We start from the raw sequence: 25,407 nt of genomic DNA, 5'->3' as shown, positions 1-25,407 counted from the left end.
TCCTACTTTCTGAGTGTGGCGGTAAATTGCGCGCCTTCGTCGTTGACCGCTGTGATGTCCCCATTGCGGCGCCGGCAGACCAATCTGCTCAGGGCCAGGCCGAACCCTCGGCCGCCAGAGACCGAAGCATCCTTGGTCGAGAATCCCTGAGTGAAAATTTCTTTCATGGCCTCGTCGGCAATCCCAGCCCCATTGTCTCGAACAATCACGGTGATCTGCTCATCGAATTCCTGGATCGAGATGACGATCTCCGGCTCATCAATCTCGGCAATCGCATCCATGGCATTGTCGATCAGATTTCCGATGACCGTGGTCAGGTCCCTCGCGGTCTGCTCATCTACCCGGCCCAATTGAGAGTCTTTGGAAACTTCCAGCACGATGCCACGTTCAGTGGCGACGCTGGCTTTGGCAATCAATAAGGCGGCAATGGTCGGCTCCGCAATGTGCGCTGAAACATCCTCGAAAACCTTGCTCCGGCTGAAGCTGACTCCGTCGATGAACCGAACGACTTCCTGGTATTCCTGGAGCTGGATCAGCCCGGAAATAGCGTGCAGGTGATTGGCGAATTCATGGGTCTGCGCTCGCAGCATGTCCGCTGTTGCCTTGCTATCACCCAGCTCTTGTTCCAACAAGGTCAGCTCGGTACGGTCACGGAAGGTCGTGACAGACCCAAGGTCTTTCCGGGCGGTTTTGACCGGCATGCGGTTGAAGACAACGACACGCTCACCGATCAGGAACTGCCTATCAGGTTGGTGCTGCTGGGTCGTCAACGCACGCGTCACCTGCGGAGCTACATCCAGTTCCGTCAGGGTTTGGCCGACACAGTTCAGTGGCAACTGGAGCAACTCGATAGCGATGTCATTGGCCAGCATGACCCGGCTATCAGGCGAGACCGAAATGATGCCTTCTTTCACACCATGCAGCAGCGCTTCGCGGTGTTCGAAAAGTTCTGCAATTTCCCGCGGCTCCATGCCCCTGGTTTGATGTTTGACCCTGCGTGAAAGCAGCACCGACCCGGTGGTTCCAAGTGCAACGGCGATGACAAGGGTGATCAGCGCGCTGGGAGCAATTTCTTGGATGAGTTCCTGGGTGCTGGGGTAGCTTTGTCCTGCGCTGACGATGCCGACCATCTTGCCTGCGTCGTCGAGCACTGGCACCTGGGCTATGAGCACATGGTCGCCATTGCGGGTGATGTCCCCCGCCCATCCGCGCCCCTCCGCCACTTGGGATTCAGGATGAAGGATCGAAGTGCCCACGTCATCGGGGAACGTCGAGGTGATGACGGTTCCATCCCGATCTGCGAGCACGACGAACTGCAGGCCAGAAGTACTGCGGGTGGACTCCGCCATCGCGGGCAGTGCCGAACCCATCTCCGGGGCCGCATTGGGGATAAGCACCCGCAGCAGCGGATTGGCCGCTAGCGACTCGGCGGCTGATAGGCTGCGCCGGCCTTCGACCTTTTCGAAGTTGTTGGTGGATTGTGTCAGGGACACTGCGACAACCCCGGCTAGGACCACGCCGATAATCAGCAATTGAAGGATCAGGTACTGGCCTGCCAACGACATTCGGTGAGCGAAAAAGGTGTTCAGCCGTGAAGCTTTGATTCCCACGCATCGACTCCCTGTCGTTAGATCCTGGATTCCCCTCTTCGGGCCACTGGGCAACTTTACCGCCCTTTTGAATGATTCGGATCTTGGTTTTTGGTTACACAATGAACAGTATTTTCTTTGAGTACGCAAGAGTGACCCAGTTCACAACGATGCTTAGGGTGGAACTACTCGCAACTTAGATGAAAGCAACGAGGCTGAAATCAATGAAAAACTTCAAATCCTTCCGTGCACTGACGGCTCTCGCCGCCACCGCGGCACTGGCATTGGGCGCGACCGGCTGCGGTGTCACTTCGGAAACCTCCGGCGGCGACGCATCGGCGTCGAACGCCCCGCTGTCGAACCTTCGCATCATGGTTCCGAATACTCCCGGCGGCGGCTACGACACCACCGCCAGAGTCGGCGCCAAGGTCATGGATGAGGCCGGCCTGGCTACCAACCCCGAAGTCTTCAACCTGGCCGGCGCCGGTGGAACCGTGGGCCTGGCTCGCATGATCAATGAAAAGGGCAATGGCGATCTGGCCATGCTCATGGGTCTTGGCGTCGTCGGCGCCAGCTACACCAATGACACCGAAGCCAAGCTGACGGACACCACCCCGATCGCCAAGCTGATCGAAGAGCCAGGCGCCATCATGGTCTCCCAGGACTCCCCGTACAAGACCATCGATGACCTGGTCGCGGCCTGGAAGAAGGACCCGAGCAAGATCTCCGTCGGCGGCGGCTCCTCGCCAGGCGGCCCGGACCACCTGCTGCCGATGCAACTCGCCCAGGCTGTGGGCATCGACCCCAAGGATGTGAACTTCGTTTCCTTCGATGGCGGCGGCGATCTGCTTCCTGCCATTCTGGGCAACAAGGTCGGATTCGCGGCCTCGGGGGCCGGCGAATACATGCAGCAGATCGAAAAGGGCTCTGTCCGGGTCCTTGCCACCAGCGGCGAAGAGCCCCTTGAAGGCGTTGACGCGCCAACCTTGAAGGAATCGGATATCGACCTGGTCTTCTCGAACTGGCGCGGCCTGGTCGCTCCTCCTGAAATTTCGGATGAAGACAAGGCCAAGTGGGTTGAGCTGATCACCAAGATGCACGAGTCCGAGCAGTGGAAGGAAGCACTGGAGACCAACGGCTGGACCGATGCGTTCATGACCGGCGATGATTTCTCGGCATTCCTCACCGAACAGGACGAGCGCGTAGCCAGCGTCCTGAAGACCCTGGGTCTGGCGTGAGCGAAGTAATTTCCGCTCAGAAGAAACGCGTCGAACTGCTGTTCGCCGCGTTTCTTCTGCTCGTCGGAATCATCGTGTTTGTTGACGCGTCGCAGCTGCATGCGACGTACTCCCAGGCCGATGCCATCGGACCCAAAGCGGTCCCCTACATCGTCTCCGGGATCCTGGTCCTTTCCTCCATCGCGCTAGGCATCACCGTGCTGCGCGGCAATCTCGCCGAAGGCGAAGAAGGCGAAGACGTGGATCTGAGCCAGCCTTCGGATTGGAAGGTCCTGATCCCGCTGCTTGGCTTCTTCGTCGTGAACCTCCTGCTGATCAATTGGGCCGGCTGGGTCATCTCCGGAACGATCCTGTTCTTCGGTACCGCGATCAGCCTGGGATCCCGCCGCTGGGTACTGACCCTGCTGATTTCAGTGGTCCTGGCATTGGGTTCGTTCTACGGCTTCTATCTGGGGCTTGGCATTAAGCTGCCGGCCGGAATTCTTTCGGGGGTGCTGTAATTGGATACGCTCAGCCTCTTGATGGATGGCTTCGCTTCGGCGCTGACCCCCATCAATCTGCTCTTCGCCCTTGCCGGCGTGATCCTCGGAACCGCGGTCGGCGTATTGCCCGGCATCGGACCGGCGATGGCCGTGGCGCTGTTGCTGCCGCTGACCTTCGGCATGGAAACCTCCAGCGCGCTGATCATGTTCGCGGGCATCTACTACGGCGGCATGTACGGCGGGTCAACCACGTCCATCCTGCTCAATACCCCCGGTGAATCGGCGACCGTCATCACCGCCATCGAGGGCCACAAGATGGCCAAGGCTGGCCGTGCTTCGCAGGCATTGGCCACCGCCGCCATCGGTTCCTTTGTTGCTGGAACCATCGGCACGGCCCTGCTGGTCACGGTCACCCCGATCGTCGTGAAGTTCGCTGTGAGCCTTGGCGCTCCGAGCTACTTCGCCATCATGGTGCTCTCCTTGGTCACGGTCACCGCGGTGCTCGGATCCTCGAAGATCCGTGGTTTCGCCGCACTGGGCCTGGGCCTGGCCATCGGCCTGGTCGGCATGGATCCGGTCTCCGGCCAGCAGCGCCTCACCTTCGGCTTTGCGCCATTGGTCGACGGCATCGACATCGTGGTGGTCGCTGTGGCGGTCTTCGCTATCGGCGAGGCCCTCTGGATTGCCGCGCACCTGCGCCGTACCCCGATGCGCACCATCCCGGTCGGCACGCCATGGATGGGCAAGGATGACTGGAAGCGCTCCTGGAAGCCATGGCTTCGCGGCACCGCCTTCGGTTTCCCCTTTGGTGCATTGCCTGCCGGCGGCGCCGAGGTGCCGACATTCCTGTCCTACGTGACGGAGAAGAAGCTCTCGAAACACCCCGAGGAGTTCGGCCATGGCGCCATTGAAGGCGTGGCTGGCCCGGAGGCAGCGAATAACGCCTCGGCCGCCGGTACGCTGACCCCGATGCTGGCCCTGGGCCTGCCGACCAACGCCACCGCCGCGGTGATGCTGGCCTTCTTGACCATGAAGGGCATCCAGCCCGGTCCGTTCCTCTTCGAGAATGAACCGGACCTGGTCTGGGCCCTGATCGCCAGCCTGTTCATCGGCAATACGCTGCTGTTGCTGATCAACCTGCCACTGGCTCCCTTGTGGGCCAAGCTGCTGAAGATCCCGCGCCCGTACCTCTATGCCGGAATCCTGTTCTTTGCCACCCTTGGCGCCTTCTCCGTCAACATGCAGGTCGCCGATCTGTGGATCCTGCTGCTGATCGGCCTGCTCGGCTTCGCGCTGCGCCGTTTCGGCCTGCCGGTACTTCCGCTGATCCTCGGCGTCATCATCGGCCCCATGGCCGAAGAGCAGTTGCGCAAGACCTTCCAGCTTTCCTCAGGCTCGGTCACCGGAATCTGGAGCGAACCTCTGGCGGTCGCGATCTACGTCATCATTGCGATCCTGTTGCTGCTGCCGCTGCTGGTCGCCGCCATTCGCCGCTCGCGCGGAAAGCACGATGTTCTCGCCGAGCAGATTTTTGGCGAAGAGCACCTGGAGCCAAAGCACAAGGCCGCTGTCAACAGCGAGGGGCAGGAGCAGAACGGGAAGGACGAATCATGAGCATAGTTGTCGGATACATTCCTTCTCCCGAAGGCGAGACCGCACTGGCCGGGGCCATCGAGGAAGCACGGCGCCGCGATGCCAAACTGGTGGTGGTCAATTCCTCCAAGGGCGACCAGCTGGTCGATGACCGGCTCATCGATGCCAAGCAGTACCACGAGCTGGAGTCCCGCTTGGCCGAGACCGGACTGGACTTCTGGATCGAACGCCGGTCCCAGGGCGTTGATGCCGCAGACCAGATTCTGCAGGTTGCTGAGGCTCAACGGGCACAGTTGATTGTGATTGGGCTTCGCAAGCGCAGCGCCATGGGCAAATTCCTCATGGGTTCGGTCGCACAGCGCGTCCTGCTCCAGGCAGGTTGCCCGGTGCTATCGCTGAAAGCCAGCAACGACTGGTAGGGCATGAAATAAGCAAGGCATTAACGGAGAGCGGGCCAGCACCATGTGGTGCTGGCCCGTCCTCCGTGGTGAGCTACTTCTGGTACGGATTGGTTGGCGGAGTGGTTCCGCCATCGGCAGGGCCGGTCTGTGGACCACGCTGAGTCGGGTACTGCGTGGTCGGGTTGCTGTAGCCCTGGGGCGCGGACGGATTGCCTGGGTACGGTGCATCCCCGACTTCGAAGGGAGGACGCCCGCCAGCCAGGCGAATCAGCTCGGCAGTATTCTCCGCGGTACGGATCGAAGCGATCAGCGACTCAAGCCCGGCACGGGCCAAGACCAGGTAGATCAGGACAAACAATGGGCCGATGATGATCAGCATCAACAAGCCGAACAAGGCATCTTCGGAGAACGCTGCGATCACCATCGCAATGTAGCCGAGAACAAGGAAGACCATGATCAAGATGTAGACAATCTTGATGATCGATGGGGTGACGAACTTCCTGAAATCAAAATCGAAAAGGGCTTTCATCCTGCCGCCTGCTTTCTGCTGAAGAAACGAATGACATAGCTGAGACTATCGAACTCATAGTCACGACGAAAGTAGATCTAGATAATAGTTCCTACTCGATCACATCATTCAAGAGATCAAACCGTCGATTTAGGACTTGCTTATCGCCTCTCTTAATGCCGAAAGAAGCAATGCCACAGAACCAGGATTCGCGTTCGGACCCATCAACCCGATGCGCCACACGGTATCGGCGTACTGCCCGACTCCCCCGCCAATCTCAATGTTGAAGCGGTCCAGCAGGTAACCGCGCACCTTGGCCGAATCGACACCCTCGGGTACCTCCACCGTAGTCAGCTGAGGCAAGCGGTACCCTTCCTGCGCAAAGAGTCCCAGGCCCATATCCTGCAACCCATTTTGCAACAAGCTGCCTGCTTCCTGATGACGCGCGGTGACCGCGTCAAGCCCCTCGGACAGGATGCGTTCAATACCAGCTTCCAACGAGGCCACCATCGCTACCGGAGCAGTGTGGTGATAGGTTCGGCCGCCACCGGTGGACCCGGTGGCATAGCCGCCGAGCAAGCCAAGATCCAGATACCAGGATTGGGGCTTGAGCACGCGGCGCTCAAAGGCGCGATCGGAAATGGTGAAGGGCGCCAGTCCCGGGGCGACACCAAGGCACTTCTGCGTACCGGCATAACCCACATCGATTCCCCACTGGTCGGCAAGCACCGGCATGCCGCCAATGGACGTCACCGCATCGGTGATCAGCAGTGCCTCTCCCTTGCCTGCTCCCAAGGCGGCGATGTCCGAGACCACCCCGGTGCTCGTTTCCGCGTGCACGGCAGCAATCACCGCAGGGTTGGGATGAGCTTCTGCCACACGCTGCGCGTCCACCGGCGTGCCGTATGCGTGGTCAACCCGGACAACCTCGGCACCCACACGTGACGCGACTTCGCACATGCGCTCGCCGAAGAGGCCATTAACGGCGATTACCGCAACGTCGCCAGGGTTGATGGTGTTAACAAACGCCGCTTCCATGCCGGCCGAACCGGTGGCACTCAGTGGCAAGGTCCGCAGGTTCTCGGTCCCCCACAGCGTGCGCAGGCCATCGGCCACACGATCCATGCGGGCAATGAATTCCGGATCCAGATGACCCAGCAACGGCAGTCCCAATGCGGCCGTCGCTTCCGGATAGGGGTTGCATGGACCAGGTCCAAAGAGGTGACGCTGAAGAACTGTATTGCTCATGATGTCTCGCATTCCTGCTCATCTCGGACGTTCAAATCAACTTCAGCCTAGCCGTTGGCCTGCCGTTCGCTCGGTAATACTTCGAGTGGAAACGCCAAGATGCTATTTTCAAAGGTGCGCCAGCCTCGGATCCCTGCACGGACAGCGAGTTCGCGAGCAGCCGGCGATAGCCCGCCATGCTCCACTGCCGTCAACAACGAAATGATGTCATGACCCGCGATACAACAAGCACGCGCCACCTAGCACCGCTCTTCGCCGCCGGATTCACTACCGCTTTTGGAGCACATAGCATTGCTGCAGGCCTCGGATCCGAATTCGAGGCACTAGGTTCCAGCCTGTTCACGCTGGGCATCTTGCTCGCCGTCTACGATGTTGCCGAAGTCATTTTGAAACCGGTATTTGGAACCCTGAGCGACCGCATCGGCGCAAAACCGGTGATTCTCGGCGGCCTCATTGTATTCGCACTCATGTCGACCCTGGGCATCTTCGCGCATTCAGCACTTGCTCTGGGCCTGGTCCGGCTTGGCCAGGGTGCTGCGGCCTCGGCGTTTTCGCCCGCGGCCTCCGCAGCGGTGGCTCGGCTCTCCGGGCCTCGCCCTGGCCAGTATTTCGGCCGATACGGCGCTTGGAAAACCCTCGGCTACGTCTTGGGCCCCCTGATCGGTGCCGGCTTGATCTTCGTCTCCGGCTTCCCCGCGCTCTTTGCCTTCATGGCAGTAATCTCGTTGACCGCGGCGATCTGGGTGTGGCGCAGAGTGCCGGTCCTGCCCATGCTCCCCAAGCGGCGTTACACGCTGGCAGATCTTGCGCGCCAAACGGTGCAGCCCGGTTTCCTGGTGCCGACCATGGTTCTGGCTGCGGCTACCGGCGCGTTGGGCGCGGCCGTTGGCTTCCTGCCGCTGATCGGCTCGAGGCTCGGACTCGACGAGATGCAAAGCATGGGCGTGGTGTCGATATTGGCGATCTGTTCGGCCCTCGTACAGCCATGGATCGGCCGGATCAAGGACCAGGCCAAGATCAGTTTTGCCGCAGGCATGGCTCTTGGCCTCCTGCTGCTCATCGCGGGACTGGTCTCGGTCGCGATCTGGCAAAGCTTTGCCACATTGTTGCTGAGCGCGCTGCTTCTGGGAACCGGCGTCGGGATCGCTACACCGCTGGGCTTTGCGCATCTAGCCTCGACGACTCCCGAAGAACGCATTGGGCGCACCATGGGATCAGCAGAACTCGGGCGCGAACTCGGGGACGCCGGCGGTCCGATCCTGGTGGGTGCCGTCGCTGCCGCGGCCAGCGTCTCGGCGGGCTTATGGGCCCTGGCCGCCGTGATCTTGGCTATTGCTTTGCTGGGAATCCTGATGCTTCGCTTGCCTGAATCCCCCTCCAAACAGGGAGCAATCGCATAGAACTCTGGAAACCGCCTAGGTGCGGTTGAAGCCTTGCCAACTTTGTACAAGGCTGGGAGGACAAATGCGAAAGGAGTACCCCGTGAAGAAAATCCTGATGGTCCTAACTAGCGTTTCCGAACTCGGTGCTGGCGGAGACCCCACCGGATATAACGTCGCGGAAGCAGCTCATCCTTGGAAGGTCTTCCGAGATTCAGGGCATTTCGTCGACTTTGCCTCGATCAAGGGCGGACAGCCTCCCCGTGACACTGTCGATACGGACGATCCAATCCAGGTGCAATTCACTGAAGATGAAACGACCCGGGCCGGCCTGTACAACACGGCCAGGGTGGAAGTCATTGACCCGGAGCAATACGACGCGATCTACCTAGTAGGCGGTCACGGCACCATGTGGGATTTCCCCGACAATGAAGGCCTGCAAAAGCTCATTGGGGATATTTATAACAAGGGTGGAGTCGTCGGCGCAGTGTGCCATGGCCCGGCGGGTCTGCTCGATGTGGAACTGCACCACGGCATCAAGCTGCTCAGCGGCAAGGATGTCGCGGCCTTCACCAACGATGAGGAAATAGCCGTTGGCAAGGATCAGATCATCCCCTTCTTCTTGGCCGACAAACTGGTCGAGCAAGGCGCCAACCATATCCCCGCGGATAATTTTGAAGAGAACGTTCAAGTCTCCGAACGTCTGGTCACCGGCCAGAACCCTGCGTCGGCCGCAGGAGTCGCTAAGGAGATGGAGAAGCTTCTCGCAGAAGTAATCCACCAGGAAAAGGCAGCCGAAGAAGCCGCTGCCGAAGCCGAAGCGGACTAAAAATCGGCGTCACCCTCGCAAAGATGACGTAAAAATTGCGCTTGAACCCGTGCCATCGCACGGGTTCAAGCTCTTTTCGGCCCACTGAGTTCCACGATAACGTTCTCCAGCTAGAGGCTGGCTCAACGAGGATCCAGCACTTCGCAGCCGAGCCCAAAGAGCTGATAGTGATTGATGTGTACCCATCCCGAGTGGCCGAGAGACCTGGCTCTGCGATGCCGCAGCAACCTATCCAGCTGATGAAGAATGAGCTTTTGCGGATATGGTGCTACCGCCAGAACCGATGGAAAGGTGGCTTTGGCATGTCTTCGCAGGCCCCGGATCATATCCTTACCACCCACGCCGGCTCCCTGCCGCGCACCCCGGAGCTCTTGGCGGCAACGCGGCCAAGGAGAACTATCCCGAGGATGTTGCCGGTTTTACCGAATTGCTCTTACCCGCTGTGGCGGATGTCGTCCAGCTAAAACGCATTGCCGGGATTGATATTCCCAATGATGGCGAATACGGCCGTACGATGTCCTCGCCGGTGGACTACGGGGCCTGGTGGAGCTATTCCTTCGCACACCTTGAAGGCTTGGAATCTACGACCGTGGACCGGCGGGCTGAAACGGAAGTTCGCCGCTCTTCGCGTTATGTTGTTGCCAGCCCCTGAAAGAGGATCATAGGGGCCGTCAACAACATAACGGGTTGGAACAGTGCTGCAAGAAATTCAGTGGAAAATTCCCTCATGAGGCCTTTCGGCCATAAAAAAGTCCCCGCCTTCCACAAGGAAGGCGGGGATCTTCGCACCAGCGCGAGAGACTACTTACGCAGGCCCAAGCGCTCGATCAGCGAACGGTAACGCTCGATGTCGGTGTTCTTCAGGTAGCCGAGCATACGACGACGACGACCAACCAGAGCCATCAGGCCACGGCGGGTGTGGTGGTCATGCTTGTGCATCTTCAGGTGCTCGGTCAGGTCCGAAATACGGCGGGACATGACGGCAATCTGAACCTCAGGCGAACCGGTGTCACCCTCGTGGGTAGCGTAAGCCTTGATGATTTCGTTCTTGATAGTGGCATCCAATGCCATAACAAACTCCTAGAGTTGGACCGCGTTCATAAGTCAGTGCAAACGCCGAAACGTTTACGGCGGATACTCGCAACCGCGGACTGCAGCGAGAACCATCGTCAATCATATCACCGTCGGGGACGCCGACGGGACCTCCAAGCATGGGTGAGATACGGCACCTGCACCCTTGCGGATGGCTCGTGTCCAAGGTGCTCGGTCCAATACCATCGAAGATTCGCTTCGACCTTGGCTTGTGTCGTTGCCGTTGCCTTGCGGTAATAACTGCGGGATTTGGTCAGTTCAACGATTTCTGGGAAGTCCAGCGGCATGGACCAGTGCCAAATTCCGTGTTCGGGCTTCCGGAACTCCGGGCCTAGCGGCGGTTCAAGCTCGGGACGATGCACGTCGCCAGCGTGCATGATGCGGGCCAGCCGGTGAACCCAGGGAATCGAGACATCCAATTGGTTCCACAGCAGCGTCAGCCATCCATGATCACGCAATAACCGGGCCGCTTCTGCGCTGGCCTTGGGATGATCAACCCAGTGCCAGGCCTGTGCGTAGGTCACCAAATCAAAACTGTTCCCGGCCAGACCGGTTGCCTCGCCGTGAGCGCAGAGCATTGCTACTTCGGGAAGTCGATTGGCCAGAACCGAAAGCATGGCTTCGGACGGATCAACAGCGGTAACATCCAGGCCGCGACCCACAAGTTGCTCGGTGAAAATTCCTGAGCCACAACCGATATCCACTGCCTCGGCTGGGTGGTTTTGCAGGGTGAAGTCCAAAGCCTCGTCAGGATAGGACGGACGAATCTTGTCATAGCTCTCGGCATCCGATTGGAAAGCAGAAGCTAGTTCATCACGTCGCTGCGCGCTGACCACGAAGGCTCGTTGTGGCAGGGAAGGGATTTCAGCCATGAATTCTAGTGGCGTTCTGTAGCCAAAACGGTTCGCGCCTGGTCTACGTCTTCGGTCATTTGCTCGATCAACGCTTCGATGCCACGGTAGGCAACCATGGGGCGGAGGTGTGCGATGAACTCCACCACGATCTGCTGACCATAGAGGTCAAAATCTTCGACGCCTTCTTCCGGGCGGTCGATCACGTGAGCCTCGACGACTCGTGAAACACCGTCGAAAGTCGGGTTGGATCCCACTGAAATTGCTGCTGGCCAGCGGACCTCGGCCTCGTCGATAACCCAGCCGGCGTAGACTCCGTCGGCAGGAATGATGCCGGTGGCTTCAGGATCAAGATTGGCCGTAGGGAAACCCAATTCACGTCCGCGGGCGTGGCCATGGACCACTTCTCCGCGCATGCGGTGAGGCCGTCCAAGGATCTCGGACGCAGCTTCAACGTTGCCCGCAGCCAGCTCTTCACGAACCCAGGTGGATGACAAACGGCGCTTGTCCCCCACGTCTTCGACACCAATCACGTCAAAGCTGTACTTCTCGCCCAGCTCTTGCATGAAGCTGAAGTCCCCGGAATTGCTCCGGCCGAAGCGCACGTCATGGCCCACAACAACGGCCACCGCATGAAGCTTCTCGACGATGATGGAACGAACAAATTCTTCGGCGCTTTGGTCAGCGAAATCCAGCGTGTAATGGATCATCAATGTTGCGTCCAAGCCGACGCTGGCCAGGGTATCAACCCGGTCGGCGATACCCATGATCAGTTCAGGGGCATTGTCCGGGCGATGGACCAAGGCCGGGTGAGGGTCAAAGGTGATGGCCACGGATTGGGCAGAGCGCGCTTTGGCCTGCGTGACCGCGGCATCCAGGACCTCGCAGTGTCCCAAATGCACACCGTCGAAGTTGCCAATGGTCACGACAGTGGGAGCCATATCCGCGGGGACGGCGTCCAAGCCCTTCCAATAGTGCACTGTGCTCCTTTAGAAATTCTTGTGGTGGGTAGAGAACCCACCGAGGCAATTCTTACACGTCTTCAGGCGTGGCGCTCACTGCGGTTACGATACAGCCACCACAATCCGATCATCGGCAGGATTAATGGGATATATCCATACCCCTGGCCGAAGCCGCTCCATACCGACGGGTGCGCAAAGATTTCCGGGTGCGTCAGCGACAAGATGCCCACGACGATCACGCCCACCAGCTCGATGCTGACCGCCCACAAGGACAGCAGCCACGCTTTCGGCTTGGCCGACGAGAGCGAGAAGGTGGCCAGCAGGTAGATCAAACCGGAGATCATTGACAGCGTGTACGCCACCGGCGCCTCATCGAACTTGCTCAGGATCTGGTACACGCCGCGGACCGTTGCGGCCAGCGCCAAGATTCCATACACGGCGATGATGACCCGGCCGAGCCCGGTGGACCGGCTCGGCTTGGGTGTTTTGTCGGCGGAGCGTGCTTCAGCTGCCTGAAGGATGCGGGAATTGCGTGGCTTGTCGCCCATGGCTATGACTCCTAGTGCCAGATCTGTTCCATGCGGAACAGCATGATGAAAGTGACCAATGCCGAAGCGCCAAGTACCGCGTTGGACCAGCGGCTCTTTTCGCTGATCGCCCAGAAGAACGCTACCGGCGGCATCACCAATGCGGTAATGAGGTATCCCCAGAATTCCCACGGATCGCCCTGCACCGCATTTCCGGATGCCTGCCGGATGGCCGCGGCAATGCCGTAGACCACCAGGAAAGCTTCGGTGGCCGCGGCACCGATCAAGGCCCAGTCATCGGGGTGCTTGCGGATAACCGTCGCCACGAGCGCCACCAGTAATGCCGCTGCGCAAATCACAGCACCGGCGATAAAAAATCCGTTCAAGGCAAACAACGGCTCGTCCTTTCGGGATTACTTCGCGGTGAATACGAGGGCAGTGCGGGCTTTATCGCCCTTGTCCTCCAGCAAAGCCACCAGCACGCCGTTGGGCGCGAACGCCGCGACGGTCTGCCCTGGCTCGATGTCCATGCTCAGGTGGGAAGCGCGGATGGTTCGGCCGAATGACAGCTCGATGGCTTCATCGACACTGACGGTTCGATTGGGGAATAGCGCGGCCGCTGCTTGTTCAATCGGCAGCAGGGCAAATTCTCCCGCCAGCTGTTCGAGCGTACGGGTGAGCTCGATCTTGTAGGGGCCCACCTCGGTCCGGCGCAGAGCAGTCAGGTGGCCACCCACGTCCAGGGCTTCGCCCAGGTCGCGCGCCAGAGCCCGAATATAGGTACCGGATGAGCATGAAACAGTGACGTCCACGTCGAGAATCTTGCCGCCGTTCTCGCGGCGGATTTCGTGGATGTCGAAGCGCGAGATGGTGACCGGTCGGGACTTGAGCTCAACCTGCTCGCCGGCGCGCACCCGAGCGTAAGAGCGCTTGCCGTCCACCTTGATGGCCGAGACCTGGCTTGGGACCTGCTCGATTTCACCGCGCAGCTTGGCCACTTCGCGTGCAATGTCTTCGTCCGAAACCGCCGCGGCAATGCGCTCGGAAATGATCTCGCCTTCGGCATCGTCGGTGACGGTGTTCTGGCCGAGGCGGATTGTGGCGGTATAAGTCTTGTCGTGGCCGACAATATAGGTCAGCAGCCGTGTCGCCTTGTTGACGCCGATCACCAGAACGCCTGTGGCCATCGGATCCAGGGTCCCGGCGTGGCCCACCTTGCGGGTGCCCGCAAGCCGCCGGATGCGTCCTACCACATCGTGGGAGGTCATTCCCTGATCTTTGTCGACTAATACGAGGCCCGATGCCTGCTCTTCAGTGTTCTGCCCGGCTTTACTCACGCTCTCCAGTATATGGCTTCGGCCGGAAATTAGCCTGCCGCCGGTGGCAAGCGTGGCCGATCCCACGTGCTTCCGCTGCCATCGCGCCAGGGGCGCCAGGCCTGTGCCCGGGCGATGGAAACTCATCGCCGTTGCGCTCTTCCCCTCTGGCACTGCACGGTCCACGGGACACTTTTCATCAGTAGTTCCAGAAGATTCCAATCCGCGTGGACCTGTGCCCCGAATGCTTCATGAGAGCCCCCTCCGCTCGGACGGGAGCAGGTCCGACGACGACTGTCGCGGCGAAGCAAGGAGAAAATCATGAAGCGCACATACAGCAAAGTCGCTGGGGCATTCGGGATCATCGCGGCCGCCGCCATGGGACTGAGCGCCTGCTCCACCGTTTCGGAAACCACGGAATCGACAATGGCGTCCGCCTCGGACTCCAGCTCCCCGATGTCCAGCGAATCAGCCATGGATCCAACTGGAAATCTCGTTGGTTCCGGCTGCGCAGCCTACGCCGAAGCCGTCCCGACAGGTGATGGTTCGGTCGCCGGAATGGCACTGGACCCCGTAGCCGTCGCAGCGTCGAATAACCCGCTGCTGACCACATTGACTGCAGCCGTCTCAGGCAAGCTCAACCCGGATGTGGACCTGGTTGACACCCTCAACGGTGACGAATTCACTGTTTTCGCACCGGTTGATGAGGCGTTCGCCGCAATCCCCGAGGATGATCTTGCTGCCGTCACCAAGGATGCTGACACCCTGAGCAGCATCCTGACCTACCACGTGGTCCCCGGCCAAATTGCTCCAGAGGAGCTTTCCGGAAAGCTCACCACAGTGCAAGGCGGGGATGTTGAAGTCACTGGCAGCGGTGATGAACTCGAAGTCAACGGTGCATCGGTCATTTGCGGAGGCGTGCAGACAGCCAACGCGACCGTGTACATGGTGGACACGGTCCTGATGCCTCCGGCAAAGAAGTAGCTGCCCCGCAAGGAAGGCCGCGGGCAACCGTCAACGATGATGCTTGGCCTGGACTCCAGGCATCACTGTTGACGGTGAAGCGGGCTCTTCGTGCCTTGGCCATTGCAATACGCAAACGCCACGCCACAGGAGACAAGCAAAATGACACAGATGCGTGAGACCCTTAGATTCATGAGTTCAAATAGGCTCGATGCGAAGGAAGACGACACTGTGCAGACACCAGACGCCCTGATGCAACAGGTCGCGCTGGGGTACGAAGACGCCTTCGAATTGCTCTACGATGCCATGGCGTCCCGGGTTTTCGGACTGGTGTTGAGGGTGCTCAGGGACAATGCGCAGAGCGAAGAAGTCACCCAGGAAGTTTTTGTCGAAGCGTGGCAACATGCACGGCGCTTTGATCCCGGGCGTGGCAGCGCTGCTTCCTGGCTTTTGACCATAGCCCATCGCCGGGCGGTCGATCGGGTCCGATCGAGCCAAGCGAGCCAGGACAGGGATTTGCGCATTGGAATCAAGGAATTCCAGGACAGCTATGACGATGTGGAAGAAAACGCCATCCTCCACGATGAGTCCCTCCGGGTAGTCCAGGCGCTGCATCGCCTCAACCAGGCCCAACGCGAGGCCATACACCTTGCATACTTTGGCGGGTATACGCACACGGAAGTCGCGGAACTGCTGAAGATCCCGGTGGGAACAGCTAAAACACGAATACGTGATGGAATGAACAAGCTTCGAGAACTGATGGGAGTAGCGTGATGGATAAGCATGAGAATGGGCTGACCAGCAGCTTCGCCCTGGACGCTCTGGGAGACAAGGAGCGCGAGGAGCTCCTGCACGGCCAAGAGCCGTCCCCGCAAGCACGTGGGGCGCTGGACGCCCTGCAGGAAACCACCGGGCTACTCGGCCTTGCGGCCGCGCCCGTTGCTCCCCCGGCACGACTGAAGAACAGCGTCATGGACGCCATTCGCCAAACCAAGCAGCTGGAACCGGTTGAGGATTCTTCTTCGGTCGAGGACAGCGCATCAGCACGGGATACCTCTCCGTCGGCTGAACAGGAATCAGCGCCCTCTGATCCAACGGCCACGGTTGAACATGGCGGGAGCCGCGGAACTCAACGGTTCTTCGCCCTGGCCGCCGGCGTCCTGCTGTTGGCCGCGGTCGCTCTGGGCGGCTTGGCCATCAACCAGAATTCCGAGCAGCGCGAGCTGGAAAACCAGATGGCAGCCATGACGGCCCATCAAGAAGAGCTGGCCAGGATCATCAGCGCCCCAGACACGCAGTCCAAGACGCAAACCCTGGAAGATGGCGCCCGGATCACCCTGTCCTATTCGGCCGATGAAGGGCTCATGGCGGTGTCGACCTCCGGGATGCCGAACCTGCCCAGCGACAAGGGGTACGAGCTGTGGCTGATTTCTTCTGACGGCGCGGTTTCGGCAGGAATGCTTGACGGCAGCCATGCCAACGGCACGATGCTGGTTTCCGACCCCATGAAGGGAGTAACCCATTTCGGGATCTCCGTGGAGCCAGCGACGGGCTCGCCCGCCCCGACCACGGATCCCATCATGGTCCAGGCGCTCTGATCCGGCAGGAATTCTTGTAGCCGAACCCAATCCATTTATTTGGCTGTTCCGAAAACATTGTGAGTGGTTGTTCCCCTGCCCAACGCAGGGGAACATGGATCGCAGAGCATGAGGTGAGTAGCAGTGGGAATTCCGAAGAAGGCCAGCAGCAAAGTTCTCGTTTTTCACGCAATATCCGGGTTCTGTTCGGCAGCAGTCATGTTTGCCGTTGCACAATTTGCCTCAGCGTTCGCCAGCAGCGCCTCTTCGCCCTTCTTTGCGCTGGGCTCGGCCATCATCGATTTGACTCCGCCATGGCTCAAGGACTTCGCCATTGCGACCTTCGGCACAAATGACAAGCTCGCCTTGTTCGTCTCCATCGGCATCGTGGCAACACTGATGGCTGCCCTGATCGGCGTGCTGGCCAAACGGAGTTTTGCCTGGGCCTGCACCGTCATCGTGGCTCTCGCCGTCGTGTTGGGCAGTGCTGTGGCGTCCCGTGCGTCAACCGGCACCCTCGACATTGTGCCGACAGTGCTCGGTGCCATTGCCGGCATCGGGATTCTGCGTTGGCTCACGCATTTGGCCTGGGCTGCAGCCCCGGGAGCGCCAGCGGGTCCAATCTCCCCGAACAGTGCTGCCGGCACTAGCCGCAGGAACTTCCTGCTGGGCTCAGCAGCGTCTCTGGCTGTAGCGGCCCTGGCCGCCGGCGTTTCCACTTCGTTGTCGGCAACCCGCAATTTGGCTGATGCGGCCCGCAAGGCGCTGCGGCTGCCAGCGGCCCGCACCACGGTCAAGGATCTGCCCCAGGGCGTCCAGATAGATGAGCCCGGCATGCCGCGCTTCATTACTCCCAACCCGGATTTCTACCGAATTGATACCGCGCTGTCGGTACCACAGATCGATCCATCCCAGTGGTCCTTACGCATCCATGGCATGGTGGAGAACGAATTCACGCTCAGCTTCGACGAGTTGCTGGGCGAGGAGCTCGTGGAAAAGTATCTCACGTTGACCTGCGTTTCCAACCCCGTGGGCGGCGACCTGATTGGCAATGCCAAGTGGCTGGGCTATCCGCTGCGCAAGCTCTTGGAGCGGGCAGCTCCGCAAGCCGGAGCCGATATGGTCCTGTCCACCTCCCATGACGGATTCAGCGCGTCCACGCCGCTGGAAGCCCTGACCGATGACCGGATGGCCTTGCTGGCCGTGGGCATGAACGGCGAGCCATTGCCGTTCGAGCACGGCTTCCCGGTGCGCATGGTGGTTCCCGGACTCTATGGCTACGTCTCGGCCACCAAATGGGTGGTCGATTTGGAAGTGACGAGATTCCAGGACAAAACCGCCTACTGGACCACGCGCGGATGGTCAGAACGCGGCCCCATCAAGATGTCCTCGCGGATCGATACCCCGCGCTCCTTTGCCAAGGTTCCTTCGGGAGAAGTCGTGCTTGGCGGAACCGCCTGGGCCCAGACCCGGGGCATTTCGCGGGTGCAGGTGCAGATCGATGACGGCCCGTGGGAAGATGCGCAACTGGCTGAAGAGGCCACCTTGGACACCTGGCGGCAGTGGCGCCATGTCTGGTCCGGGGCACGCCCCGGAATGCACACCGGCCGGGTGCGGGCCTACGACGCCTCCGGAGAATTGCAGACCAGTGACAGGGCCAATCCGGTACCTAATGGTGCCAGCGGCTGGCATCAGGTGCAGTTCACTGTGGAATAATCCAACCGATATTCAGTCTCGCCCCTCCGAGGCTAGCAGCCTGTGGCATTGGCTAGGCTTCGGAGGGACGCCGAGCGAGCCACTTTTCACGGGCCACGTCAACGCCTGGTCCTTGCAGCAGCTCCCAGCGCGGTGCCCGTCCGGACCGCAACATGACCAGTTCGGTGATGGGACCTGAGATCTCTTCGCCACTGCCCTGGCTGTAATCGGCGTCAGTGGCCACCATGCGCAGGGATTTGAGCATGGGGCGGCTTCCGAGCAAGAGTCCCGTGTGCGCCAACCGGCGCGCGACCTCCACCGCGGCTACCAATGGCATGCCCTGCTCAATGGACAAGGGGCGAACGATATCCTGGAAATGCACCAAGGAATCGGTCAGGGTTTCGCGCATGCTCACCACGGCCGGTCCACGAGGCACCGTTGCAAAGCGATCGAATTGGCTGAGTATGGATGCTACCCCGGCCCGTCCACGCCGCTGCCCGTCACGCAGCGTCGTGCCGTTGTAGCCGTAGCGCAGCATCTGCGGCATCAGTTTCAGGATGGCGGCGGGGCCCAGCTGCGGAGCGCTGATCACGTGTGCGGCGACGTCTTGCACCGTCCACCCGACACACAGGGATGGTATCGCCCATTGCTCGGGATCAAGCTTGCGCAGAATCCCTGCAAGCTGCAACCGCTGCTCAATGACGGTTTCCCAGATCTGCCCCTTGTTCATCACCCGCGCGTCCTCCCAAGTAGTCAGTGCCCCTGACTAAATAGTCAGCTATTCTTACTACTATGTCAATGGAATCGCCCCAGGAAATTTCGGTTGGAACGCTTCTGTTCATTGCGCAACGGGCCTTCGAAGAAGAAATCGTCGCCGAGCTGCATGAACAAGGTTTTCAGTTCACTATGGCACAGGGCCGGCTAGCGGCGCGCATCGCCCAACAGGGCAGCCGGCTGACTGAGCTGGCAGAGGCTGCTGGAATCACCAAGCAAAGCGCGGCCTATCTGCTCAAGGAGCTGAAAAGCTCTGGCCTGGTGCAAATTCAGCCAGACCCCAAGGATGCACGTGCCCAACGAGTGCTGCTGACCGATCGGGGCCATGCCGCCCAGCAGGCCGCTCGCGTCATTGAACGAGGCATCGAGCACCGCTGGTCGCAGCTGATCGGTGCCGCAGACTTCGCGCAATTGAAGAAAATCCTGGAAAGCTTGCGCCCGAACCTGGATCGGCATCAGCCTGAGGCAGACTCATCGTGAACCTGTGACAGCTGTCCCGTGCCGGCCGGCCGATTCCCCGACAGCCGGGATCGACTGCCCTTTGCTTGCCCGGTGCTCTTGAATCTCCCGAGGCTCGCGCACGAACCGGACAGCATTTCACCCCACGCCTTGGCCACGTGGACCGGTTCACCGCGGGACCACCACTTCGCGTTGCGGGCTACTGGCTGCGCAGCACCTTGATCACCTTTTCGACCCGGCGCGTCCTGGTGTCTTCGCCGCGGGCCGCCACGATGGGATCCACGTGGCCTCGCTGCTTGCTGTAGGACAGCTTGTTCCAGGCTTCAAGAAGTTCCGGCTCCGCGGAGAGCAGCACGGCCAGCGGTTCCGGTACTTCGACGGTCCGCGGCTCTTCGTCCAGTTCGAGGTTGACCCTGGCTTCGTCGCCCGCGCCCTTGCCGGTGGCCGCCCTGGTTTCAGCGTTGAAGGAAATCAGGAACTGCCCGTGCATGGAAGAAATGCTGCTCCGGTAGGTGTAGTCCCCGTCAATGCACACAACGACCGGGACGCGTTTGCCACGGCCGAATCCGAGCACGATGTCATCGGGAACGACGATGCCCACGTTGTTCCCGCCAGTGGCGCTGAGCGTTGTAGTGAATTCTGGCATGTGCGGCACCTTTGGTCGGATCCGGCGGTTTTGACCACGCTATCGCACGGCCTGCCCGGCGACCAGCCCCTTGCCCGGATTCCCGCTTCGCTACGAGGGGCACCGGGCTTAAAGCACAGCGCCCCGGCCAGCACGCGATGCGTGTTGTCCGGGGCGCTGGCCCAGGAAGGGCCCAGCCCAGAAGCCCTTAGGCTTCTTCGGCGGCCTCGTCCTTCTTGTAGGGGTCCTGTTCGCCGGCGAAGTCCTTGCCTTCGCGCAGAGCTGCGACCTCAGCGTCCTTCTCGCGGGCCTTGGCCAGCAATTCCTCAAGGTGCGAGGCACCCTCAGGGATCTCGTCGGCCACGAAGGCCAGCGTCGGGGTCAGACGAATGGTCAGGTTGCGGCCCAATTCCTTGCGCAGCGCACCGCCGCGCTTTTCGAGCATTTCGGCGATATCCTTCTTCATTTGGTCGTCGCCAAAGACGGTGTAGTACACGGTGGCGTGCTGCAGGTCGTTGGTGACGCGGGCGTCGGTCACGGTGACATTGTCGATGCGCTCATCCTTGATGACGTTGCGCAGCGACTGGGCCATGAGGACCTGCACGCGCTTGGCTAGGCGTGCGGCGCGGGCGGAATCAGCCATGGTTCTCTCCTAATGGTTCAAAACTCGTGGGCGCTTGACCAAAGCTTATCGATCAAACGCCCACGAATCAGTGAGTCACACTGCTAAGTGCCGTGAAGCAATTAGTCGCGTGGCTTTTCGCGCATCTCGAAGGTCTCGATGATGTCGCCTTCCTTGATGTCGTTGAACGACCCCAGGCCGATACCGCATTCGAAGCCTTCGCGCACCTCGGTGACGTCGTCCTTTTCACGGCGCAGCGAGTCGATCGACAGGTTGTCGCCCACCACGTTGCCATCGCGTACCAGGCGAGCCTTGGAATTGCGCTTGATGGTGCCCGAGCGGATGATCGAACCGGCGATGTTGCCGAACTTCGAGGAACGGAAGACCATGCGGATCTCGGCGGTACCGAGGGCCACTTCTTCGTATTCCGGCTTGAGCATGCCCTTGAGCGCTGCTTCGATGTCGTCGATAGCGGAGTAGATGACCGAGTAAAAGCGCATATCCACGCCTTCTTTGTCAGCCAGTTCAGACACACGCTCGGCTGGGCGGACGTTGAAGCCAATGATGATGGCGTTGTCCACGGTAGCCAGGTTGACGTCGTTCTGGGTGATAGCACCAACACCGCGGTGGATCACGCGCAGCTGAACGTCGTCGCCAACCTCGATCTTCATCAGCGAATCTTCCAGTGCTTCAACGGCACCCGAAGCGTCACCCTTCAGGATCAGGTTCAGCGTATCGATCTTGCCGTCTGCAACAGCCTTATCGAAGTCTTCCAGCGTGATGCGCTTGCGACGCTTGGCCAGCAGGGCGTTGCGCTCTGCGGTTTCGCGCTTGTCAGCGATCTGGCGTGCGGTGCGCTCGTCTTCGGTGATCAAGAAGCCGTCGCCGGCGCGAGGCACCGAGGACATGCCCAGGACCTGGACCGGACGCGATGGCAGTGCCACGTCGAGGTTCTCGCCGTTTTCGTTGAACATGGCACGCACGCGGCCGTGGGCGGTACCCACAACCATGGTGTCGCCGACGCACAAGGTACCGGACTGGACCAGGACGGTGACAACCGAACCGCGGCCCTTATCCAGGTTCGCTTCAATGGCTACACCACGAGCGGACTTGTCCGGGTTGGCCTTCAGTTCCAGGACATCGCTGGTCAGCAGGACGGCGTCGAGCAGCTCGTCGATACCCTGCTTCTGCAGTGCCGAAACCTTCACGAACATGGTGTCGCCACCGTATTCTTCAGGAACCAGACCGTATTCGGTGAGCTGACCCATGACCTTGTCCGGGTTAGCGCCTTCCTTATCGATCTTGTTCACTGCGACGATGATCGGCACGCCAGCAGCCTGTGCGTGGTTCAACGCTTCCACGGTCTGTGGCATGACGCCATCATCCGCAGCGACAACCAGAACGGCGACGTCGGTGACCTCGGCACCACGAGCACGCATGGCGGTGAACGCCTCGTGACCCGGGGTATCGATGAAGGTCATCGCGCGATCGCGGCCCTCGTGCTCATGGTTGATCTGGTATGCGCCGATGTGCTGGGTGATACCGCCGTGCTCGCCCTCGATGACGTTCGACTGGCGGATGGCATCCAGCAGTCGGGTCTTACCGTGGTCAACGTGGCCCATGATGGTGATGACTGGAGCGCGCTCTTCGAGCACGTCTTCGCCTTCAGCTTCGAGCTCAGCTTCCAGGTCAAGGCCGAAGCCTTCGAGCAGTTCCTTGTCCTCGTCCTCTGGGGAGACAACCAGGACCTTGTAGCCCAGCTCTTCGCCGAGTACTTCGAAGGTTGCCTCATCCAGCGACTGGGTGGCCGTAGCCATTTCGCCGAGGTGGAAAAGCACGGTGACCAGTGCGGCCGGGTTTGCGCCAATCTTGTCAGCGAAGTCGGTGATCGAAGCACCACGACGCAGACGGATCTCGGTGTCGCCGGTACCGCGAGGTACGTTCACGCCGCCCAGCGACGGAACGCTCATCTGCTCCAGTTCCTGGCGCTTTGCGCGCTTGGACTTGCGCTGCTTGCCGCGACCGGCGCCTCCCTTGCCGAAGGCACCGCCAACGCCACCGCGACCGCGTGGTGCACCTGGGCGGAAGCCGCCACCGGTTCCGCCACCGTTGCCGCCGCCTGGGCGACCGCGTCCGCCGCCACCGGCACCTGGACGTCCGCCGCCTGCTGGGGCTGGACGATCGGTGCGGTTAGGCATCATGCGTGGGGTTGCGGTGGTTCCTGCACCTGCGCCTGGACGTGGACCGCCAGCGCCTGCGCCTGCTGGACGTGGGCCACCCTGGCCGGCAGGACGTGGACCGCCCTGGCCTGCTGGGCGTGGGCTACGCTGTCCGTCGCGTGCTGGACGTGGACCGCCCTGTCCGTCGCGTGGTGGACGTGGGCCGCCCTGGCCCTGTCCGCCTGGACGTGGGCCGCGCTGGCCGTCGCGTGGTGGACGTGGGCCGCCCTGGCCTCCCTGTCCGCCTTCGCCACGCATTCCCTGCTGGGAAGAGAACGGGTTGTTCCCCGGGCGTGGACCGCCCGGGCGTGGAGCGCCCGGACGTGGTGCACGGTTGCCGTCGCGGTTCTGGCCACGGCGTTCGCCGGAATCAGTCGAACGCATGCCCTGCTGGGAGGAGAACGGGTTGTTGCCTGGGCGTGGTGCCCCTGGCTTCGGACCCGGCTTGCTGCCTGGCTTCGGCGCTGCACCTGGCAGCGGTGCGCCCGGGGTTGCCTTAGGCGCTGGCGCTGCTGGGGTCGCTGGAGCAGCCGGTGCCGGGGTGGCAGCGGCAGGCTTGGCACCTGGCTTTGCAGCGGTGCTTGCGCCCGGGGTCGCAGCTGGCTTGGAAGCCGGCTTTGGCGCGCCCGGGGTTGCGGGCTTCGCGGCTGCCGGCTTGGCAGCAGCGGCATTGTTCGAACCCGGGAAGGCATCGCGCAGCTTGCGCGCTACTGGAGGCTCAACGGTCGAGGATGCCGAGCGAACGAATTCGCCCATGTCCTGCAATTTGGTTAGTGCTTCTTTTGAAGTGATTCCGAGCTCTTTCGCGAGCTCGTGAACGCGGGGTTTAGCCACATCTCTCCTGTATTGATGTGATCTGCTCAAACCCCGGGTCCAAAGAAAAAATCTTTAATACAGGAGGTCTGGCAAATCAGCTGTGTAATTCGTGAAATTCTTCCGTCGCACGGTGGATCACGCAGAACTGATAATTCATCGTTGTGCGCTCAACATTGCCGACTCATCGGGTTGCCATCAGATTTCTGACCCGCTTTCATCATGTTTGCCAGATTGCTGGCGTACTGCCAGCTGATCTTCGTATGCGGTAAATTCCTGCACTACCTGCGAATCGTCCACAGCAGACCGGAAGGTCCGCGCGAACGCCTTGCGCTGCACAGCTTGCCGCACACACTTTTCTGTTCCGTGGGTCCAGGTTCCCCGCCCGGAGGCGGAACCCTGCAGATCCAGGCTCACCACACGCAGTGGTGCGCCGTCATTGAGGACCCAGCGTAGTAGCTCGTTTTTACCGGTGACAGTTCGACAGCCAATGCACGTTCGTTGCTGATGCAGCTTCATGCGAGCGCCGTCGCCACCTTCCCTAGTTATACGAGCCATCTACTAGTCTAGCGCGTTTAGCGGCCATAGCGCGCATGAGTTCTGGCTCACACGTCACCATGGCTACCTGGCGTCATCCTAGCTTTTCCTGGTGCAACGCGTTTAGAGCTGCGGCTCCTTGCCACCGGATGCAGCCAAGATGTCAATGCGCCAGCCGGTCAGCTTGGCAGCCAGGCGGGCGTTCTGCCCCTCCTTGCCAATAGCCAGCGACAGCTGGGAGTCAGGAACCACCACGCGGGCACGGCGTTCGGCCTCATCCAGGATCTCGACTGAGACCACCTTGGATGGCGACAGGGCCGCTGCGATGAACTTCGCTGGATCCTCGTTGTAGTCAACGATGTCGATCTTCTCGTCGTTCAGTTCGTTCATCACGGCGCGCACGCGGGTGCCCATTTCGCCGATGCAGGCGCCCTTGGCGTTCACCCCAGGCTTGGTGGCGCGCACGGCGATCTTGGTACGGTGGCCAGCTTCGCGAGCCAGCGCTTCGACCACAACGGTGCCGTCTGCGATTTCCGGAACTTCCATTTCGAACAGCAGGCGCACCATGCCTGGGTGCGAACGCGACAGGGTCACTGCCGGGCCCTTGTTGCCGCGCTCTGCGGAAACCACGAAGGCGCGCAGGCGGTTGCCGTGGATGTACTTCTCGCCCGGGGACTGCTCGACAGGAGGCAGCAGCGCTTCAAGATCGCCGATCTTCACCTGGACCATATGTGCGGAGTAGCCCTGCTGGATGACGCCGGAAATCAGGGTGCCAACACGTGCGGAGTATTCGCCGACGACCTGTGCGTCTTCGGCTTCGCGCAGTCGCTGCATGATGACCTGGCGTGCGGTCGAGGCGGCAATGCGGCCAAAACCGTGAGGGGTATCGTCGAATTCGCCGAGCAGCACGCCAGCGTTGTCGCGGTCCTCAACCAAGATGGCTACGTGGCCGGTGCTGCGCTCAATCTGAGCACGAGCCCCCGGCATCGCGCCTTCGGTCTTGTTGTAAGCCAGCAGCAGTGCCGACTCGATGGTCGGGATCAAAACATCCATGGGGATGTCGCGATCTTTTTCCAGAATGCGCAGAGCGTTGAGATCGATATCCACG

At 60.8% G+C, this 25,407-nt stretch carries 27 protein-coding genes and 1 riboswitch; of the genes, 12 read left to right on the top strand and 15 right to left on the bottom strand.

All coding sequences use genetic code 11. The features are described from left to right. Positions 1 to 2: 2 nt before the first annotated feature. Positions 3 to 1,610 carry an ATP-binding protein gene (locus OF385_RS04925; protein ID WP_319019246.1) on the bottom strand — a complete coding sequence of 536 codons (1,608 nt, stop codon included), beginning with the start codon at positions 1,608 to 1,610 and terminating at the stop codon, positions 3 to 5. Positions 1,611 to 1,813: 203 nt separating this feature from the next. Here OF385_RS04925 and OF385_RS04920 point away from each other — a divergent pair, with 203 nt between their 5' ends. From OF385_RS04920 to OF385_RS04905, 4 genes are read left to right on the top strand one after another with little or no spacing between them, the layout of a single operon-like run. Beyond that, entirely contained in the window at positions 1,814 to 2,827 is a 1,014-nt protein-coding gene (locus OF385_RS04920; protein ID WP_264277257.1) for a Bug family tripartite tricarboxylate transporter substrate binding protein, read from the top strand. Next, entirely contained in the window at positions 2,824 to 3,327 is a 504-nt protein-coding gene (locus OF385_RS04915) for a tripartite tricarboxylate transporter TctB family protein (RefSeq protein ID WP_264277256.1), read from the top strand. Before OF385_RS04920 ends, OF385_RS04915 begins: the two co-directional genes overlap by 4 nt. Next, positions 3,328 to 4,923 carry a tripartite tricarboxylate transporter permease gene (locus OF385_RS04910; protein WP_264277255.1) on the top strand — a complete coding sequence of 532 codons (1,596 nt, stop codon included), beginning with the start codon at positions 3,328 to 3,330 and terminating at the stop codon, positions 4,921 to 4,923. After that, complete coding sequence (locus OF385_RS04905; protein ID WP_264277254.1) at positions 4,920 to 5,321, top strand: universal stress protein; 402 nt, start codon at positions 4,920 to 4,922, stop codon at positions 5,319 to 5,321. Before OF385_RS04910 ends, OF385_RS04905 begins: the two co-directional genes overlap by 4 nt. 73 nt (positions 5,322 to 5,394) lie before the next feature. On the opposite strand, the gene OF385_RS04900 is transcribed toward OF385_RS04905, so the two are convergent. Together OF385_RS04900 and OF385_RS04895 are read right to left on the bottom strand one after the other, a co-directional pair. Further along, positions 5,395 to 5,832 carry a DUF4282 domain-containing protein gene (locus OF385_RS04900; protein ID WP_264277253.1) on the bottom strand — a complete coding sequence of 146 codons (438 nt, stop codon included), beginning with the start codon at positions 5,830 to 5,832 and terminating at the stop codon, positions 5,395 to 5,397. 129 nt (positions 5,833 to 5,961) lie between these two features. Further along, positions 5,962 to 7,059, bottom strand: coding sequence for a pyridoxal-phosphate-dependent aminotransferase family protein (locus tag OF385_RS04895; RefSeq protein ID WP_264277252.1), 1,098 nt, complete (start codon positions 7,057 to 7,059; stop codon positions 5,962 to 5,964). Positions 7,060 to 7,268: 209 nt separating this feature from the next. On the opposite strand from OF385_RS04895, the gene OF385_RS04890 reads away from it, so the two are divergent. The 3 genes from OF385_RS04890 (at position 7,269) to OF385_RS04880 (ending at position 9,919) form a co-directional block, all read left to right on the top strand. Beyond that, positions 7,269 to 8,459 (top strand): MFS transporter, encoded by a 1,191-nt coding sequence (locus tag OF385_RS04890; RefSeq protein ID WP_264277251.1) that lies wholly within the window; start codon positions 7,269 to 7,271, stop codon positions 8,457 to 8,459. 82 nt (positions 8,460 to 8,541) lie between these two features. Next, complete coding sequence (locus OF385_RS04885) at positions 8,542 to 9,267, top strand: type 1 glutamine amidotransferase domain-containing protein (protein ID WP_264277250.1); 726 nt, start codon at positions 8,542 to 8,544, stop codon at positions 9,265 to 9,267. Positions 9,268 to 9,446: 179 nt separating this feature from the next. After that, positions 9,447 to 9,557: riboswitch (SAM riboswitch) on the top strand. Next, positions 9,551 to 9,919 (top strand): hypothetical protein, encoded by a 369-nt coding sequence (locus OF385_RS04880; protein WP_264277249.1) that lies wholly within the window; start codon positions 9,551 to 9,553, stop codon positions 9,917 to 9,919. (Overlaps the previous riboswitch by 7 nt.) 149 nt (positions 9,920 to 10,068) lie before the next feature. Here the strand turns inward: OF385_RS04880 and rpsO are convergent, their stop codons facing one another. The 6 genes from rpsO to truB all read right to left on the bottom strand — a co-directional run bounded on the left by rpsO (position 10,069) and on the right by truB (position 14,036). Further along, positions 10,069 to 10,338 carry a 30S ribosomal protein S15 gene (rpsO, locus tag OF385_RS04875; protein ID WP_013348393.1) on the bottom strand — a complete coding sequence of 90 codons (270 nt, stop codon included), beginning with the start codon at positions 10,336 to 10,338 and terminating at the stop codon, positions 10,069 to 10,071. A gap of 107 nt (positions 10,339 to 10,445) precedes the next feature. Next, complete coding sequence (locus OF385_RS04870) at positions 10,446 to 11,231, bottom strand: class I SAM-dependent methyltransferase (RefSeq protein WP_264277248.1); 786 nt, start codon at positions 11,229 to 11,231, stop codon at positions 10,446 to 10,448. 5 nt (positions 11,232 to 11,236) lie between these two features. Further along, a complete protein-coding gene (locus tag OF385_RS04865; RefSeq protein WP_264277247.1) occupies positions 11,237 to 12,190 on the bottom strand; it encodes a bifunctional riboflavin kinase/FAD synthetase in 954 nt (317 codons plus the stop codon). 62 nt (positions 12,191 to 12,252) lie between these two features. Beyond that, a complete protein-coding gene (locus tag OF385_RS04860) occupies positions 12,253 to 12,720 on the bottom strand; it encodes a hypothetical protein (RefSeq protein WP_264277246.1) in 468 nt (155 codons plus the stop codon). An 11-nt stretch (positions 12,721 to 12,731) separates the two neighbouring features. After that, a complete protein-coding gene (locus tag OF385_RS04855) occupies positions 12,732 to 13,094 on the bottom strand; it encodes a hypothetical protein (RefSeq protein ID WP_264277245.1) in 363 nt (120 codons plus the stop codon). 18 nt (positions 13,095 to 13,112) lie between these two features. Further along, complete coding sequence (truB, locus tag OF385_RS04850) at positions 13,113 to 14,036, bottom strand: tRNA pseudouridine(55) synthase TruB (RefSeq protein ID WP_264277244.1); 924 nt, start codon at positions 14,034 to 14,036, stop codon at positions 13,113 to 13,115. Positions 14,037 to 14,336: 300 nt separating this feature from the next. Here truB and OF385_RS04845 point away from each other — a divergent pair, with 300 nt between their 5' ends. The 4 genes from OF385_RS04845 to OF385_RS04830 all read left to right on the top strand — a co-directional run bounded on the left by OF385_RS04845 (position 14,337) and on the right by OF385_RS04830 (position 18,271). After that, positions 14,337 to 14,999: a fasciclin domain-containing protein gene (locus OF385_RS04845; RefSeq protein WP_264277243.1), complete on the top strand. Its 663-nt coding sequence runs from the start codon at positions 14,337 to 14,339 to the stop codon at positions 14,997 to 14,999. A gap of 171 nt (positions 15,000 to 15,170) precedes the next feature. After that, positions 15,171 to 15,752, top strand: a complete 582-nt coding sequence (gene sigK / locus OF385_RS04840; RefSeq protein ID WP_264277242.1) for an ECF RNA polymerase sigma factor SigK — start codon at positions 15,171 to 15,173, stop codon at positions 15,750 to 15,752. Beyond that, the gene (locus tag OF385_RS04835; RefSeq protein WP_264277241.1) at positions 15,752 to 16,576 is read left to right on the top strand and encodes an anti-sigma factor; all 825 of its coding nucleotides are present in this window, start codon (positions 15,752 to 15,754) and stop codon (positions 16,574 to 16,576) included. The genes sigK and OF385_RS04835 overlap by 1 nt, the downstream gene beginning before the upstream one ends. A gap of 198 nt (positions 16,577 to 16,774) precedes the next feature. Further along, the gene (locus tag OF385_RS04830; protein ID WP_264277240.1) at positions 16,775 to 18,271 is read left to right on the top strand and encodes a molybdopterin-dependent oxidoreductase; all 1,497 of its coding nucleotides are present in this window, start codon (positions 16,775 to 16,777) and stop codon (positions 18,269 to 18,271) included. A gap of 52 nt (positions 18,272 to 18,323) precedes the next feature. Here the strand turns inward: OF385_RS04830 and OF385_RS04825 are convergent, their stop codons facing one another. After that, positions 18,324 to 18,980, bottom strand: a complete 657-nt coding sequence (locus OF385_RS04825) for a maleylpyruvate isomerase family mycothiol-dependent enzyme (RefSeq protein WP_264277239.1) — start codon at positions 18,978 to 18,980, stop codon at positions 18,324 to 18,326. 62 nt (positions 18,981 to 19,042) lie between these two features. Between OF385_RS04825 and OF385_RS04820 the strand changes: the two genes are divergently transcribed. Next, on the top strand, positions 19,043 to 19,504 hold the full coding sequence (locus tag OF385_RS04820; RefSeq protein ID WP_264277238.1) for a MarR family winged helix-turn-helix transcriptional regulator: 462 nt from the start codon (positions 19,043 to 19,045) through the stop codon (positions 19,502 to 19,504). 178 nt (positions 19,505 to 19,682) lie between these two features. On the opposite strand, the gene OF385_RS04815 is transcribed toward OF385_RS04820, so the two are convergent. The 5 genes from OF385_RS04815 to nusA form a co-directional block, all read right to left on the bottom strand. Then, positions 19,683 to 20,129: a YdeI/OmpD-associated family protein gene (locus tag OF385_RS04815; protein WP_264277237.1), complete on the bottom strand. Its 447-nt coding sequence runs from the start codon at positions 20,127 to 20,129 to the stop codon at positions 19,683 to 19,685. A 187-nt stretch (positions 20,130 to 20,316) separates the two neighbouring features. Further along, positions 20,317 to 20,751 carry a 30S ribosome-binding factor RbfA gene (gene rbfA / locus OF385_RS04810; protein ID WP_264277236.1) on the bottom strand — a complete coding sequence of 145 codons (435 nt, stop codon included), beginning with the start codon at positions 20,749 to 20,751 and terminating at the stop codon, positions 20,317 to 20,319. A 101-nt stretch (positions 20,752 to 20,852) separates the two neighbouring features. Continuing rightward, the gene (infB, locus tag OF385_RS04805) at positions 20,853 to 23,783 is read right to left on the bottom strand and encodes a translation initiation factor IF-2 (protein WP_264277235.1); all 2,931 of its coding nucleotides are present in this window, start codon (positions 23,781 to 23,783) and stop codon (positions 20,853 to 20,855) included. A gap of 177 nt (positions 23,784 to 23,960) precedes the next feature. Continuing rightward, entirely contained in the window at positions 23,961 to 24,281 is a 321-nt protein-coding gene (locus tag OF385_RS04800; RefSeq protein WP_264277234.1) for a YlxR family protein, read from the bottom strand. A gap of 141 nt (positions 24,282 to 24,422) precedes the next feature. Next, positions 24,423 to 25,406 (bottom strand): transcription termination factor NusA, encoded by a 984-nt coding sequence (gene nusA / locus OF385_RS04795; RefSeq protein WP_264277233.1) that lies wholly within the window; start codon positions 25,404 to 25,406, stop codon positions 24,423 to 24,425. Position 25,407 lies beyond the last annotated feature (1 nt).

It is taken from the genome of Glutamicibacter sp. JL.03c (assembly GCF_025854375.1).
GTDB lineage: Bacteria > Actinomycetota > Actinomycetes > Actinomycetales > Micrococcaceae > Glutamicibacter.
Note: the sequence above shows the minus strand (reverse complement) of the source record. Positions and strands in the feature narration are given on the sequence as shown.